The 15,707-nt window shown below is 63.1% G+C and carries 12 protein-coding genes; 5 read left to right on the top strand and 7 right to left on the bottom strand.

The features are described 5' to 3' along the window. Nucleotides 1-86: 86 nt before the first annotated feature. Together R2E40_RS21825 and R2E40_RS21820 are read left to right on the top strand one after the other, a co-directional pair. Nucleotides 87-707 (top strand): LysE family translocator, encoded by a 621-nt coding sequence (locus tag R2E40_RS21825; RefSeq protein WP_318164370.1) that lies wholly within the window; start codon nt 87-89, stop codon nt 705-707. A gap of 127 nt (nt 708-834) precedes the next feature. Then, a complete protein-coding gene (locus R2E40_RS21820) occupies nt 835-2,028 on the top strand; it encodes a DUF2920 family protein (protein ID WP_318164369.1) in 1,194 nt (397 codons plus the stop codon). Nucleotides 2,029-2,114: 86 nt separating this feature from the next. On the opposite strand, the gene R2E40_RS21815 is transcribed toward R2E40_RS21820, so the two are convergent. Then, nucleotides 2,115-3,224, bottom strand: a complete 1,110-nt coding sequence (locus tag R2E40_RS21815; protein ID WP_005307705.1) for a YeeE/YedE thiosulfate transporter family protein — start codon at nt 3,222-3,224, stop codon at nt 2,115-2,117. 1,227 nt (nt 3,225-4,451) lie between these two features. Here R2E40_RS21815 and mgtA point away from each other — a divergent pair. After that, nucleotides 4,452-7,214 (top strand): magnesium-translocating P-type ATPase, encoded by a 2,763-nt coding sequence (mgtA, locus tag R2E40_RS21810; RefSeq protein ID WP_318164368.1) that lies wholly within the window; start codon nt 4,452-4,454, stop codon nt 7,212-7,214. Nucleotides 7,215-7,313: 99 nt separating this feature from the next. Here mgtA and R2E40_RS21805 read toward each other — a convergent pair whose 3' ends face one another. The 6 genes from R2E40_RS21805 to R2E40_RS21780 all read right to left on the bottom strand — a co-directional run bounded on the left by R2E40_RS21805 (nt 7,314) and on the right by R2E40_RS21780 (nt 12,561). Continuing rightward, nucleotides 7,314-7,961 (bottom strand): LysE family translocator, encoded by a 648-nt coding sequence (locus R2E40_RS21805; RefSeq protein ID WP_318164367.1) that lies wholly within the window; start codon nt 7,959-7,961, stop codon nt 7,314-7,316. 79 nt (nt 7,962-8,040) lie between these two features. Next, nucleotides 8,041-8,859, bottom strand: a complete 819-nt coding sequence (locus R2E40_RS21800) for an AraC family transcriptional regulator (RefSeq protein ID WP_318164366.1) — start codon at nt 8,857-8,859, stop codon at nt 8,041-8,043. A gap of 67 nt (nt 8,860-8,926) precedes the next feature. After that, nucleotides 8,927-9,829: an EamA family transporter RarD gene (rarD, locus tag R2E40_RS21795; protein ID WP_011704249.1), complete on the bottom strand. Its 903-nt coding sequence runs from the start codon at nt 9,827-9,829 to the stop codon at nt 8,927-8,929. 125 nt (nt 9,830-9,954) lie between these two features. Next, nucleotides 9,955-10,128: a hypothetical protein gene (locus R2E40_RS21790; protein WP_016349064.1), complete on the bottom strand. Its 174-nt coding sequence runs from the start codon at nt 10,126-10,128 to the stop codon at nt 9,955-9,957. A gap of 125 nt (nt 10,129-10,253) precedes the next feature. Then, a complete protein-coding gene (locus R2E40_RS21785) occupies nt 10,254-11,750 on the bottom strand; it encodes an aldehyde dehydrogenase (protein WP_318164365.1) in 1,497 nt (498 codons plus the stop codon). 268 nt (nt 11,751-12,018) lie between these two features. Continuing rightward, the gene (locus R2E40_RS21780) at nt 12,019-12,561 is read right to left on the bottom strand and encodes a cupin domain-containing protein (RefSeq protein ID WP_011704252.1); all 543 of its coding nucleotides are present in this window, start codon (nt 12,559-12,561) and stop codon (nt 12,019-12,021) included. A gap of 185 nt (nt 12,562-12,746) precedes the next feature. Here R2E40_RS21780 and R2E40_RS21775 point away from each other — a divergent pair, with 185 nt between their 5' ends. Both R2E40_RS21775 and R2E40_RS21770 read left to right on the top strand, forming a co-directional pair. Next, the gene (locus tag R2E40_RS21775; protein WP_318164364.1) at nt 12,747-14,078 is read left to right on the top strand and encodes an aspartate aminotransferase family protein; all 1,332 of its coding nucleotides are present in this window, start codon (nt 12,747-12,749) and stop codon (nt 14,076-14,078) included. A gap of 98 nt (nt 14,079-14,176) precedes the next feature. After that, nucleotides 14,177-15,673 carry a CoA-acylating methylmalonate-semialdehyde dehydrogenase gene (locus R2E40_RS21770; protein WP_318164363.1) on the top strand — a complete coding sequence of 499 codons (1,497 nt, stop codon included), beginning with the start codon at nt 14,177-14,179 and terminating at the stop codon, nt 15,671-15,673. Nucleotides 15,674-15,707: the final 34 nt, after the last annotated feature.

Genomic DNA, 15,707 nt, shown 5'->3' with positions numbered 1-15,707 from the left:
TATAAAGCCGAGCGCCACTATGTCTGGCTGGCATCGCGGCTGTCAATATACTGGGCGGCAGCCAATCCACGCTGGAATCTCTCCCGATGACACTCGACTATTACGCCCTCTATCTGCTGCTCGCCATCGGCACCGTGCTGAGCCCGGGGCCCGCCGTGATCTACACCATAGGCAATACCCTGACCCGGGGCACCCGCCACGCCATCGCCGGCTTTTGCGGGGTGGCGGTGGGCATCCTGCTGGTGGCGAGCCTGGCCTCGCTGGCGGTGCTCTGGTTCACCCGCTGGCTGGCCGCGGGCCAGCAGATCCTAACCCTGGGCGGCGCGCTCTATCTGCTCTATCTGGGGCTCAACTCCTGGCGCCAGCGGGCGGTGAGCCCGGTGCCGGGGGCCGGGCCGGATCGGGATTGCCGTCGCAGCTTCATCAAGGGGGCGCTCATCAGCCTGCTCAACCCCAAGGCGATCATCTTCTTCACCAGCCTGTTTCCCCAGTTCATCGACTTTCGTCACGGGGCACTGGGCCAGTGCATGCTGCTGGCGGTCACCTTCAGCACCGTGGTGCTGGTGGTGCATGGCGGCTACTGCCTGGTGTTCCACTGGGTGGGGGCGCAAGGCTATGGCGAACGCTTCGCCAGGGGGATCAACCGGCTGTCGGCGGTGATGTTCACCGGCTTCGCCCTGTTGCTGCTGTTCAAGGGGTTGAGATAGGGGAATAACCCGGCAGCGAGCATCCCGAATGGGGTGAGCAGGAAAAATAAGATTCCATCGGTGCTCTTTGTGCCGCATGCTCCCCGGTTCAGGGAGTGGGGCAAGGATAATCAGGACCCCAACTGACATGGTCGAGGCGATGCCCATGGCATGGCCTTTCAACAAGGTTGGCAACATGTCCTATTACGAGCACGAGGTGGTCGGTCATCCCGACGTGGAATTGGGGTTGTGTGGCGAGCGTCAGGTACGCTACCGGATCCATGGTACCGAACAGGCCGGCAGCGGCCTGGTGGTCTATATCCCGGGATTTGGCGGTGATCTGGGTGCCTACAGCCAGGTCTTTTGCGAGAAGGTGGCCACGCAGCACGGCATGGCTGCACTTTGTGTCGACTATTTCTGCATGCGTTCGCGCCCGGCGGTGGGGGCCGCCATCTCCTTGCTGCCAGAGGAACGTGAGCGTGCTCTCGCCCTGCTGGGCTTGCCGGCCAAAATACCCGATACCGCGCTGCTGCGTGCGCTGGATGGTGTGCAACCAGCTGCACCGTTGCGCTTTCAGGGGGTGTTGGTGCCCCCCGATGGGGCCTACCAGAACTTCGGGGTGATGGCTGCCCTCGATATCCTCAATGCCATCGAAGATGCGATGCTCCGTTACGGTGGCAATCGAGACAACCTGATACTGGTTGGCTCCTCCTACGGCGGCTACCTGGCGCAGCTGGTCAACAAGTTTCGCCCTGGCTATGCCCGCGCCCTGTTTGACAACTCCTCCTGGGCCGAGCCCAATCTGGCCTATGTGGTGGGACGGGACATCGGCGCGGTGGAGTACCAGTGCAGCCTGCAAGGTGGAGTGGAGCTGGCGCTGTGCGTGGACTCTCCTTGGCGGATGGTGGCCGGGCACCCGCACGAATTCGATGTGGATGCCTTCATCATCCGGGCGTTCAGTGCCTCCCAGCTCGATCAGATGGTCGCGCAGGGGGGGACGCAGACCTTCTGTTTGATGGTGCACGCCATCCATGACGCCATCGCCCCTGCCGATGCCAAACTGGCCATGGCACGCGCCATGCTGGCACGGGGCTTCAATGCGGAGCTGATCTTGTTCGACGAGTCGAGTGTCGATGGTGAGTTCATTCGCAACATGGAGCACGGCATGGGGCTTTCCATGCTGCAGTTCTTCGCGCAGGGGCTGGCGCTGCTGGCCGAACGCTCGCCTGCCTTTACGGCTACTCGCGCCGCCGAGGTGACTCTGCATGCCGGTCACTCGGTCTATCAGCTGAACTTTGCCAACCCTGAGGTGCGGCTGCAACGCCAGCGGATCGAGGCCTGACGGCCTCCGCCGAGAGCCTGGAGCAGGGTGCTTGCCAATAAACAACGGGGGCTTGGCCCCCGTTGTTGTTATCGATGGCTCGCGGCTCAGAGCTTGAACAGCGGGCGCAGGCGGATGCCGATCAGACTGCCGGCGAGGGCCATCAACATCCAGACCCAGCCGTGCAGGCTGCCCGATGCCGTGCCGTCGAAGAAGCCGCCAAGGTTGCAGGCGCTGTACATGGCGCCCATCCCCATCAGCAGGCCGCCGAGGATGGAGGCCAGGCTGTTGCCGAGCCGCATCGGGGCGAAGGTGCCGCCACCGCTGATGCAGCGCGCCAGCATGGCCCCCAGAATGCCGAGCCAGAACATGCCGACCATGGGGTTGATGAACAGTGGCTGGGCCAGCTTGGGGTGCCCCTCGAACAGACCGAACAGGGAGGCACCGCGCAGCGCCATGTCATAGACGGCGCCGGTGATGGTCCAGGCCGAGCCGTGCAGGGCGACCACGGACGAGTTGAGCAAAGCTATGATGATGCCGCCGGTCAGCACGGTGAAGCGGCCGTCGCGCCAGAACAGGTTGCCGCCGCTGAAGAGGGGCTTGAGCTCGCCGGTACGTTTGAGTTCGCTCTTGCGAAACAGCAGGAACAGTGCGGCGACCAGCGCCAGGTTGAGCAGCATGCCGCTCCAGATATTGCCGGTCAGGTCTTTTGCCAACACTACATGGCTGGAGAAGGTGGCCTCCAGTTCGGGGCGGAACTGGTTGCTGATCAGGGTGCCGATGCCGTAGCAGAGCAGCACCAGCCAGAAGCGGGGTTGCCCCTCGCCGCAGCAGTAAAGGGTGCCGGTGGCGCAGACGCCTGCCAGCTGCATGCCGATGCCGAACAGGAAGGCGCCGACGATGAAGGGAATGCCGATGGCCATCACGTTGCCCACCATGGCATCGCCAAACAGGGCGTGGCTAAAGGAGAGGAAGCAGGTGAACAGCAGAATTTCGATGGCGATGGTGAGCAGGTGAACCCGCACGTAGTAGCTGTTGCGCTTGGTCAGCATCTCGCGCCAACCGAACACGATACCGAAGCGGCTGAAGGAGAGGGTGAAGCCGAAGCCGAATCCGATCAGGGCCATCAGAGCCCATTTCATACCAAAGGTGTTGCCGAGCCAGAGTAACGCTCCCCCCGCGATTGCCACGATGGGGAGCGACCATTTTCGATTCATGCTGTTGTTTCCTGTGCGTCATGGATGGAAGCCGTGCATCCTATTCCCACATTGAGTCCGATTCCAGCCCGGATCGGGTGGATGGCCGGAAAATCCGGGCAAAACCCCATCCAGATCAATTCATGATGGCAGGGGAAGCGAAATGAGGATGAATCCGTTTTCGCGCGGGAAATAATGTGCCGGCAGCTCTTTGCTGGAATTAAATGGCAAAAGATGAATTTATATTTTGCGCCGCCAAATATTTCTGGGTAGAATCTTGGCGTGTTATCAACAGATGGAAGGATATTATGGAAAGCGACAGTTGTAGCCGATTGCACAGCGCGATGTGGGCTAATCAGAACTGAGGTTGATATTCCTTCTTCTCCCTCACTCTGATCGCTCAGAGTGTGGCATCTAGCGAGTCATCCCGACTCTTGCAACCCAGTCCCGCCGGGACCTGCGTTGCTCCCCGGATTGTTCCACTCCCTCTGCGAGCCATGCCGCCTCGCGCCCCAGCAATTGCACGCCTTGCCACGTACGCCCTTTGTCATGGGCCCGGGGCTGCCCGTTGCGCCCGTTCACCGGATCTTTGGTGGGCAGGGACAAACAGGCCGGCGTGAAATAACAGGATGGACAGCTCGTATTGAAAACAATGTGATTTTCGATAGGATGCGTTGCGAATTTAAATAATGAAGGTCTCTTCTTTATATATTTGGAAATATGCGCTGGCTATTTCTCAATATATTCATGGGGTGCGGTTGATTTCTCATGTGACCGGACCATGAACCCTCCTCATTATTATTCGGCCATCATGCCGTTATTGTTGCCTGTGGTTATCCTGATCTCCTTTATCGGTCCTGGTCGCCCCGTTGCGGCCCTTGCCTCCTGCCGATAACGCCGCCGTGCGGATCTGCCCGCCGGCGATGACCTGCCGTGCCCTCGATATGCCGGGGCCGGCTTGCTGCCGCTCAACTCGGAGGAACCGTCATGACCGAAGAGCCCAAACCTAGACCCTCGGGGTCCACGCCTACCCACTCCTGATCCCCTGCGGGGAACGGGATGCGGTGTCCTGACCCCTGATCCGACCCGAACGCGCCGGTGTGGTCGCGCAGACTGCTGTCTGCGGGCCACCCAGTGTGCGGTGGCCGCCTGTTCGCTGCCGGGTCCATTGCCTTTTCACATCAGTACTGACGCCAGGCCCGGCCCGCGACAGGGCCCGTTTGCGCGTAGAAATCAGGATAACGAGTCATGAAACAACAACATACCGCCAGCCGGCACAAACAGCAGGGGTTCGTTGCCCCGGCCAGTGCCAGGGAGAAGATCTCCTCCCGGGTGCTCGACGAGGCCGACAAGTCCCTCGAGTACACCCTCACCGCCGTGCGCGGCAACATCGACGGCCTCACCGCGACCGAGGCCGCCAACCGTCTGATCCAGTTTGGTCCCAACGAGGTGACCCACGACAAGCCGCCCCATGCGCTGATCCAGCTGTTGCAGGCGTTCAAGAACCCCTTCGTGATGGTGCTGATCGTGCTCGGACTGGTCAGCTACGTGATGGACGTGCTGATGGCCGAGCCGGGCGACGAGGACTGGGTCAAGGTGATCATCCTCGGCGTCATGGTGGGCCTGAGCGGCCTGCTCCGTTTCTGGCAGGAGTATCGCTCGGCCAAGGCGGCCGAGGCGCTCAAGTCGCTGGTGCGCAATACAGCCACCGTGCAGCGTCGCCCCTCGCCCGGGGTTGCCCCCCAGCGCAAGGAGGTGGCGATGACCGAGCTGGTGGCCGGTGACATAGTGCACCTGCAGGCGGGAGACATGATCCCGGCCGACATCAAGCTGATCGAATCCCGCGATCTCTTCATCAGTCAGGCGGTGCTGACCGGCGAAGCGCTGCCGGTGGAGAAGTACGACACCCTGGGCGCCGTGGCCGGCAAGTCGGCGGACGGCACAAGTGCCGGGGAGGCGGGTCTGCTCGATTTGCCCAACATCTGCTTCATGGGTACCAACGTGGTGAGCGGTACCGCCCGCGCCGTGGTGGTGGCCACCGGCAGCGACACCTATTTCGGTTCGCTGGCCCGCAACGTGGTGAGCCACAAGCTCATCGAGACCAGCTTCGATCGTGGCGTGAACAGCGTCACCAAGCTGCTTATTCGCTTCATGCTGGTGATGGTGCCCATCGTCTTCATGCTGAGCGGGGTCAGCAGTGGTGACTGGATGTCGGCGCTCACCTTCGCGCTGGCGGTGGCGGTGGGGCTCACCCCCGAGATGCTGCCGATGATCGTCTCCGCCAACCTGGCGCGCGGCGCGGTGGCCATGGCCAAGCGCAAGGTGGTGGTGAAGCGGCTCAACTCGGTACAGAACTTCGGCGCCATGGACGTGCTCTGCACCGACAAGACCGGCACCCTGACCCAGGACAAGATCATCCTCGAGCACCACTACGATGTGCGTGGCCAGCGGGACGACCGGATCCTGCAGCTGGCCTGGCTCAACAGCCATCACCAGAGCGGCATGAAGAACCTGATGGACATCGCCGTGGTCGAACATGCCGATGCACTGGGTGAAAGCTGCAAGCCGGCCAATTACAGCAAGGTGGACGAGCTGCCGTTCGACTTCGTGCGCCGTCGCCTGTCGGTGATCGTGCAGGACGATCTGGGCCAGCAGCTGATGGTCTCCAAGGGGGCGGTCGAAGAGATGCTGGCCGTCTCCAGCCACATTGACGATGGCGGTCAGATCCGCGAACTGGATGCGCCAGAGCGCCGTGCCCTGCTGCGCCGCAGCGAGGAGTACAACGCCGAGGGTTATCGGGTGCTTATCGTGGCGACCCGCGACATCCCGGCCGGCGAGAGCAAGCAGAGCTATCAGACCCGTGACGAGATGCAGCTGGTGGTACGCGGTTTCCTCACCTTCTTCGATCCGCCAAAGGACTCTGCCGAGCCTGCCATCCGCGCGCTGCGCGAATACGGCGTGGCGGTCAAGGTGCTGACCGGCGATAACCCCATCATCACCAGCAAGGTGTGCCGCGATGTGGGACTGAATCCCGGTGTGCCGCTGCTCGGCAAGGATATCGAGGTGATGGACGACGTGGCGCTGTGCACAGTCGTCAAGCACACCACCATCTTCGCCAAGCTGACCCCGCTGCAGAAGTCGCGGGTGGTGAAGGCGCTGCAGGCCAACGGCAACACCGTCGGCTTCCTCGGTGACGGCATCAACGATGCGCCGGCGCTGCGGGATGCGGACGTGGGGATCTCGGTGGACAGCGGTGCCGACATCGCCAAGGAGACTGCCGACATCATACTGCTGGAGAAGAGCCTGATGGTGCTGGAGGAGGGGGTGATCAAGGGGCGCGAGACCTTTGGCAACATCCTGAAGTACCTCAACATGACCGCCAGCTCCAACTTCGGCAACGTCTTCTCGGTGCTGGTGGCCTCCGCCTGGCTGCCCTGGGCGCCCATGCTGGCGATGCAGATGCTGATCCAGAACCTGGTGTACGACGTCTCCCAGATGCTGCTGCCGTGGGACAAGATGGACCCCGAGTTCCTCAAGCGTCCGCGCAAGTGGGAGGCGAGCAACATCAAGCGCTTCATGCTGTGGCTCGGCCCGACCTCGTCGGTGTTCGACATCAGCACCTACTGCCTGATGTGGTTCGTGTTCGGCGCCGGCGCCCTCTATGCCACCGCCAACGGCAGCATGGATCCGCTGGTCAACGGTCAGGCCATCATGAACTCCGGCTGGTTCATCGAGGGGCTGGTGTCGCAGACCCTGGTGGTGCACATGTTGCGTACCCGCAAGATCCCGTTCCTGCAGAGTACCGCCACCCTGCCGGTACTGCTCTCCACCTCGATCGCCATCGCCATCGGCTGTTACCTGCCGTTCTCGCCGCTGGCGGAGCACTTCGGCTTCATCACTCTGGATGGACCCAAGTACTTCATGTGGCTGGTGATCACCATGCTGGCCTACATGGGGCTGACCCAGACCGTCAAGAGCATCTACATCAAGCGCCACGGCCAGTGGTTCTGATGAAGGGCGAGTGAGAGGGCCGGTTACCCGGCCAGGAAACATGAACGCAAAGAGGGATGGCCTGGGCCATCCCTCTTTTTCATGGCTGGCACACGGGTGTCAGTGCAGGACCAGGGCATAGGCCTCGCCGGCCATGCCGGTCAGGATGGAGAGACTGACCGCGCCAAACAGCAGGCCGGTGACCAGATTGAGCGGACGCTGCACGCGGCCGAGCAGGCGCTGGGCCCGCACGGTGGAGAGGCTCCAGGCCAGCACCCCGAACCAGATCAGGGAGAGCAGGAATAGCTCCAGTACCAGCAGGCCGCGAGTCAGGCCGTCCACCTGGGGAGTCACCATGGCGGCCAGCAGCCCCATGAAGAACAGCAGCGCCTTGGGGTTGAGCAGGTTGGTGGCAATGCCGCGCTGCACCCCCTTGCGCCAACCCTGCGCCTCGCCGCCGGCGTGCAGGGCTAGCTCGGCCGAGCTGCGCCAGGTCGCCTTGAGCGCCCCCCAGCCGAGCCAGCCGAGATAGAGGGCGCCGATCACCTTCACCGTGATGAACAGCCAGGGGTGTTCGGCAATCAGCAGGCTGATGCCGGTGAGGCTGAGGGTGGCATGCACCAGGATGGCGAGTGCGATGCCGAGCGCCGCGCCCAGCGCGGTGGGCCTGTGCAGGCTGGTGCGCAGGATTAGCGCGAAGTCCGGGCCCGGGCTCGCCAGGGCGATGAGATGGATGAGACCTATGGTCAGAAACAGGCTGGTGAACATGGAAACCTCTGCGACAGTATCGAGTTCACAGCATGGCGGATTGCGGAATCGCCGGATTGTAAAAGATTGCAGTGCGGGGTTAGTCGGAGCGCCCGCTGGCGGCCAGCATCTGCTGGCGAAAATCGGCAGGGGTGAGGCCGAACGCCTGGCGAAAGCCGTGGTGAAAGTGGCTCTGATCGAAGAAACCGACCGCCAGCGCCACCTCGCTCACCGGCAGGCCGCTGCCGAGTAGGCGCTTGCTCTGTTCGAGCCGCAGTCGTTTGAGCCAGGCATAGGGGGTCATGCCGGTCTTCTTCTTGAACTGGCGCAGAAAGGCGAAGCGATCCAGCCCGAACAGGGCGGCCAGATCCTCCAGACTGTGGCGTTCATCCAGCCGGGCCAACAGATGGTCGCGCAGGTACCTGAGCTGGGGGTCGGCCAGGGCGTGGCGCTCGGGTGCGATGTGCAACAGGTCGCCGAGCAGGGCCAGCAGCTCGCTCTCCGCCAGCAGGCCGTCGGGGCTGGGATTGTCCAGGTACATGTGCAGCCGGGCAAAGCCCTGATAGAGGTCGGGGCGGCGCTGCAGCCCCTGGTCGAAGAAGGGTTCCGGGCTGTCCGGCAGCCAGCGGGCCAGCTGCTCGGGGGCGATGGCGAACACTCGCACCTCGTACCCTTCCGGCAGCAGGCTGAGGCCGTCGTGCATCTCGTCCGGGTTGACGGTGGAGAGTTCGCCGCGCACCAGGTGGTGGCTGCTGCCCTTGTGGATGAATTTCTGGCCGCCCTGCTGCACCAGACCTATGTGGTAGTCCAGGTGAACATGGCGGCCATAGCTGAACTCCCTGTGGTGGGAGTGGGAGAGTTCAACTCCCGGCAGCAGCCGGGATTGCCAGTAGTGGATGCGGGATTGGGGTGCGCTCATCGACTATTGATAACCTGAAACCCGAACGCGGGCTTGTAGATTATTGCAGCGTGGCGCCCCCTTGCCGTCAAGCCTGCTCCGCAGCCTGCCGGCGCTTGCCGCTGCGCAGCCCGTCCAGACTGAACAGTACCAGCGCGCTCCAGATGAAGGCGAAGGTGATCATCTTGTCCAGTGCCAGCGCCTCGCCATAGAGGGTGACCGCCAGGATGAACATCAGGCTCGGCCCTATGTACTGGAAGAAGCCCAGGGTGGAGAGCTTGAGCCGGGTGGCGGCGGCGGTGAAGCAGAGCAGGGGGGCCGTGGTGACCGCCCCGGCGGCGATCAGCAGCAGGTTGAGATGCCAGTCATTCTGGGTGAGATGACTGGTGGGGCTGTCGGCAAAGCCCCACAGGTAGATGGCGGCTGGCGGCAGCATGATCAGGGTCTCGATCAAGAGGCCGGTCAGCGCATCGAGGGCCAGCTTCTTGCGGATCAGGCCATAGATGGCGAAGCTCGAGGCCAGCACCAGCGCGATCCAGGGCAGGGAGCCGAAGGCGATGATCTGGATGGCGACTCCGATCGCTGCCAGCCCGACCGCCCACCACTGCAGCCGGCGCAGCTTCTCGCTCAGGAACAGCATGCCGAGCAGCACGTTGAACAGCGGGTTGATGTAGTAGCCGAGGCTGGCATCCAGCATGTGGCCGTTGTTGATGGCCCAGATGAACAGCAGCCAGTTGCCGCCGACCGTGATGGAGGTAAAGGCCAGGGTGAGCAGCACTTTCGGCTGGCGCAGCACCGCCTGTACCTTGTGCCACTGGCGGCCGAGCAGGGTCAGCACCATCAGCAGGGCGCACGACCAGATCATCCGGTGGGTCAGGATCTCGGCGGCCGGCACGGCGGCAATGGTCTTGAAGTAGATGGGGGCCAACCCCCAAAGGGTATAGGCGCACAAGGCGTAGATGACGCCCTGGCGCTGAACGTGTTGCTGCATGCGGATAACCTTCACTGGAGAGTTGGATGCGGGAAAACATCGCAAAAAATCAGTGTAGCGATCCTTTTGCGGGGAAAGAAGTTAATAAATGATGATCAGCGGATTTTAACGACGTACTGCCCTGCTCAGCGGCCACCGCCCCGGCGGATCTTGTCCACATCCAGCAGCAGCCACAGCATGAGCGCGATGGCGGAGATCCACGGACCCCAGGTCACGTAGGCCTCGCCGTGTCCCAGCATGTAGAACAGCAGCGGCAGTCCTATCACCAGAAACAGTACACTTCCCAGAAAAAATAACATTTTTATCTTTATATTTAAGGGCTTGTCTATTTGATGATTATATCGATTGAGGCTGGCGATGAAAGGGCAAAAATGAAAAAGGGGGATTTCTTCCCCCAATTCGCAGATAAGCGTCATTTCTGATGCTATTCGAGCTGGATCCAGGTGCTTTTCAGCTCGGTGTACTTCTCCAGCGCATGCAGTGACTTGTCGCGACCGTTGCCGGACTGCTTGAAGCCGCCGAACGGCATGGTCATGTCGCCGCCATCCCAGTTGTTGACGAACACGGTGCCGGCGCGCAGGGCGCGGGAGCCTTTCACCGCCTTGTTGAGATCCGCCGTCCAGATCGCGGCGGCCAGGCCGTAGTCAGTATCGTTGCCGAGCGCAATGGCCTCTTCCAGCGTGTCGAAGCCGGTCACCGCCAGCACCGGGCCGAAGATCTCCTCGCGGAAGATGCGCATCTCGGGGGTCACCTCGTCGAAGATGGTGGGCTCGATGTAGAAGCCGCCGCTCTCGGTATTGGTGCGCTTGCCCCCCAGCAGCAGCTTGGCTCCCTCCTGCTGGCCGATGGCGATGTAGTTGAGCACCTGCTCCATCTGGATGTGGTCCACCATGGCGCCGATGCGGGTGGCAGGGTCGAGCGGGTTGGCCGAGATCCATTCGCGGGCATGAGCCAGCAGCCGGTCCATGAACTGCGGCTTGATGCTGTTTTGCACCAGCAGGCGGGAGGCGGCGGTACACACCTCGCCCTGGTTGTAGAAGATGGCGCCGGCCGCGCTGCGGGCGGCGGCGTCCAGATCCGGCGCATCCGCCAGTATGATGTTGGGGCTCTTGCCGCCGCACTCCATAAAGGCGCGCTTGAGGTTCGACTTGCCGGAGCACTGCACCAGATGCTTGCCGATCTTGGTGGAGCCGGTGAAGGTGATGCAGTCCACATCCATGTGCATGGCCAGCGCCTCACCGACCGTGTGGCCAAAACCGGGCAGCACGTTGAACACGCCGTCGGGGATGCCTGCCTCCTTGGCCAGACCGGCGATGCGCAGGGCGGTGAGCGGGGATTTCTCGGAGGGTTTCAGGATCACCGAGTTGCCGGTGGCGAGCGCCGGCCCCAGCTTCCAGCAGGCCATCACCAGCGGGAAGTTCCACGGCACGATGGCGGCGACCACTCCGAGCGGCTCGCGGGTCACCAGCGCCAGGGCCGACTCCTCGACCGGCGCGACCTGATCGTAAATCTTGTCGATAGCCTCGGCGTTCCAGGCGATGCAGTTGGCGGCGGCGGGGGCGTCATAGCCCATGGCGTCGCCGATGGGCTTGCCCATGTCGAGCGACTCCAGCAGCGCCAGCTCCACCTTGTTGAGCCGCATCAGTTCGGCGAAGCGCTGCAGGATCTGCTTGCGCTGCTTGGGCGGCAGACCGCTCCAGCGCTTGTCGTCGAAGGCGGCGCGGGCAGCCTGCACCGCCAGTTCGGCATCGGCGGCGTCGCAGGCGGCGACCTTGGTCAGCAGCTTGCCGTTGGCCGGGTTGATGCAGTCGAAGGTGGCGCCGTTGATGGCGTCCCGGTAGCTGCCGTCGATGAAGGCTTGCGAGGGCAGGGTCAGGTGGGAGGCCTTGTGTTGCCACTGGGCCAGGGTCAGGTCACTCATGTTCACTCCTTGAACCGGCAAAAAGTCAGTTTCCGCGTATCAATATGCTAAACATCCTGCCGCTTGTAAATCCATCTTGTAACAATTCGTTAAACACCTTGCCGATTTGGCCTCATCCGGAATCCATGCCGGTGAGGGCGCTCGGCGGGGCAAACAGCACCGCAAGCGCGGGCCGTCGGCGCCTGCCAAACCGGAGGCCGGCGCGAAGGGGCTGCTCGCTGGCTCGCTGTGCCGGGTCCGCCGAGGGGCGGGATCCCCCTCTCATGGCTTAGAAGCTGGCGGGGGTGTTGGCCGAGATCAGCACGCATTCGTGCTCATCCACATTGCGGAAACGGTGGGGGGTGCGGCTGTCGAAGTAGTAGCCATCCCCTGGCGTCAGCAGGTAGACCTGCTCGCCGACGGTGACCTCCACCTGGCCCTGGATGACGATGCCGCACTCTTCGCCCTCGTGGCTCAGCATGTCGTCACCCGTGTCGGCGCCCGGTGGCAGTATCTCCTGCATCATGCCGATGGCGCGGTTGGCGCGGCTGTGGCCCACCAGGCGGTAGCTGATGGGGTGGGTACCGAGATCCGGCATGTCGGCGGCGCGGAAGATCACCTCGGAGTCCATCTCCGTCTCATCGGTGAAGAAGGTGGCCAGCGACATGGGAATGCCTTCCAGCACCTTGCGCAGAGAAGCGACCGAGGGGCTCACCTGATTTTTCTCGATCTGGGAGATAAAGCCGTTGGTCACACCGGAGCGTTTCGCCAGCTCGCGCTGGGAGAGGGCCGCCTTGGTGCGAACCGCCTTGAGGCGGTGACCGATATCCATCGATAGACACTCCTTGACTGTTTACTATTATTAAATTTGTGTTAAATATCTTATACCACCCCGCTCAGAGCAGCTAGCCGGGTGATACCATATGGGGCAAGTTTGAGCCCTTTTTTAAGATTTTAGGTGTTTAATTTAATAGGCATTGGCCGATAGTTACTAAACACCTTAAGGATGAGGTGACCATGAAACCGATCAGCGACATCAATACTCCCTCCGACATGTCCGCTTTCTGGATGCCGTTCACCGCCAACCAGCAGTTCAAGGCGGCGCCGCGCATCCTGAAGTCGGCAGAGGGGATGTATTATCACTCAGAGGATGGCCGCAAGATACTGGATGGCACTGCCGGGCTCTGGTGTTGCAACGCGGGTCATGGTCGGCGTGAGATTGCCGAGGCGGTTTCCCAGCAGATTTCCCACCTCGATTTTGCCCCCACATTCCAGATGGGGCACCCCCTGCCGTTCGAGCTGGCCAACCGGCTGGTGGAGATCGCCCCCAAGGGGCTCGGCCACGTCTTCTATACCAACTCCGGTTCGGAATCGGTGGATACCGCGCTCAAGATAGCGCTGGCCTGGCAGCGGGCGCGCGGCCAGGGCACCCGTACCCGGCTGATCGGCCGTGAGCGCGGTTACCACGGGGTCGGCTTCGGCGGCATCTCGGTGGGGGGCATTCCCGGCAACCGCAAGTGGTTCGGCTCCCTGCTGGGCGGGGTGGATCACCTGCCCCACACCCTCAACATCGCCAAGAATGCCTTCACCAAGGGGCTGCCCGAAGAGGATGTGGCGCTGGCCGACGAGCTGGAGAAGATTGTCTTCCTGCACGATGCCAGCAACATAGCGGCAGTGATCGTCGAGCCCATCGCCGGCAGTACCGGCGTGCTGATGCCCCCCAAAGGCTACCTCAAGCGGCTGCGGGAGATCTGTACCAAACACGGCATCCTGCTGATTTTCGACGAGGTGATCACCGGTTTTGGCCGCCTCGGTGCCCCCTTCGCCGCCCAGGAGTTCGACGTCATTCCCGACATGATCACCTGTGCCAAGGGGCTGACCAACGGCGCCATCCCCATGGGGGCCGTGCTGGTGAGCAACGCCATCTATGACGACATGATGACGGCCGGCAAGGGGGCCATCGAGCTGTTCCACGGCTACACCTACTCCGGCCATCCGGTGGCCGCCGCCGCGGGCCTCGCGACCCTCGAAATCTATCGCAACGAGAACCTGCTGAGCCGCGCCGCCGATCTGGCGGGCTACTGGGAGGAGGCGGCCCATTCGCTGAAGGGCTGCAAGCACGTGAAGGATGTGCGCAACTACGGGCTGGTAGCGGGCATCGAGCTCGAGTCCATGCCGGATGCGCCGGGCAAGCGCGCCTACGAGGTGTTCGTGCGCTGCTTCGAGAAGGGGGCGCTTATTCGGGTCACCGGCGACATCATCGCCCTGTCGCCGCCCCTCATCATCGAGCGCAGCCAGATCGACGATCTCTTCACCCTGCTGCAGGACGCCCTGCAGGCCCAGGACTGACTTTTAACCGGTTGATGGCGCCCGTCGCGGCGCCACTTGCCCGTGCCTGCTCCCCGGGGCGGCGCGGGCAGGCACGTATAACCCATCACGGAGGATTTATGACATACAGGGTCAGCAACTTCATCGACGGCGAGACGACCGAGAGCCGCAGCGAGCGCTTCGGAGCCATCTTCAATCCCGCCACCGGCCAGCAGCAGGGCCAGGTGGTGCTCAGCACCGCCGCCGAGTGTCAGGATGCCATCGCCAGCGCCGAGCGCGCCCTGGCCGACTGGGCGCAGACTCCGCCGCTGGTGCGGGCCAGGGTGCTGTTTCGCTTCAAGGAGCTGATGGAGCAGCACAGGGACGATTTGGCGCGGCTGATCAGTCGCGAGCACGGCAAGGTGTTCTCCGACGCCCAGGGCGAGCTGACTCGCGGTCTCGAGGTGGTGGAGTTTGCCTGCGGCATCCCCCATCTGCTCAAGGGGGAGCACTCCCTCAACGTGGGCCGCGGAGTCGACAGCCACTCCATGATGCAGCCGGTGGGGGTCTGCGCCGGCATTACTCCGTTCAACTTCCCGGCCATGGTGCCGTTGTGGATGTTCCCGGTGGCCATCGCCTGCGGCAACACCTTCATCCTCAAGCCCTCCGAGAAGGATCCCTCCCTCTCCCTGCGCATGGCCGAGCTGCTCAAGCAGGCCGGCCTGCCGGACGGGGTGCTCAACGTGGTCAATGGCGACAAGGAGGTGGTGGATGTGCTGCTGACCGACCCGCGGGTCGGTGCCGTGTCGTTTGTCGGCTCCACACCCATCGCCCAGTACATCTATGCCACCGCCTCGGCCCACGGCAAGCGGGTGCAGGCGCTGGGTGGCGCCAAGAACCACATGCTGGTGATGCCGGATGCGGATCTCGAGCTGGCGGTCTCCGCCCTGATGGGGGCGGCCTACGGTGCGGCCGGCGAGCGCTGCATGGCCATTTCGGTGGCCGTGGTGGTGGGGGATGAGACGGCCGATGCGCTGGTGGCCAAGCTGTCGCCGCTGGTGGCGGCGCTGCGGGTGGGCCCGGGGCTGGGCCAAAGTCCGGAGAACGAGGTGGGGCCGCTCATCAGCCGCGAGCACCTGGCCAGGGTGCGCGGCTATGTGGATCAGGGGGTGGCTGAGGGGGCCGAGCTGGTGGTGGACGGCCGGGGCCTGAGCCACGGCGAGGGTTACTTCATCGGCGGCAGCCTGTTCGACCGGGTCGGCCCCGAGATGCGCATCTACCGGGAGGAGATCTTCGGCCCGGTGCTGGCCATCGTGCGGGCGCCGGACTACGAGACTGCGCTCAAGCTCATCAACGAACACGAGTACGGCAACGGCACCGCCATCTTCACCTGTGACGGCGACACCGCGCGGGACTTCACCGCCCGCGTGCAGGTCGGTATGGTAGGGGTGAACGTTCCCATCCCGGTGCCCATGGCGTTTCACAGCTTTGGTGGCTGGAAGCGGTCCATCTTCGGGCCGCTCAACATGCACGGGCCGGATGGGGTGCGCTTCTATACCCGGATGAAGACGGTGACTGCCCGCTGGCCCCAGAGCCTGCGGGCGGGCGCGGAGTTCTCCATGCCGACCATGAAGTAATCAACCATGCAGCAGCTAGCCCGGACATGGCCCG

The organism is Aeromonas sp. CD, assembly GCF_033349375.1.
In the GTDB taxonomy this organism is placed as follows: Bacteria; Pseudomonadota; Gammaproteobacteria; order Enterobacterales; family Aeromonadaceae; genus Aeromonas; species Aeromonas hydrophila.
The sequence above is the reverse complement of the archived record's forward strand: the minus strand, read 5'-3'. Positions and strand labels throughout refer to the sequence as shown.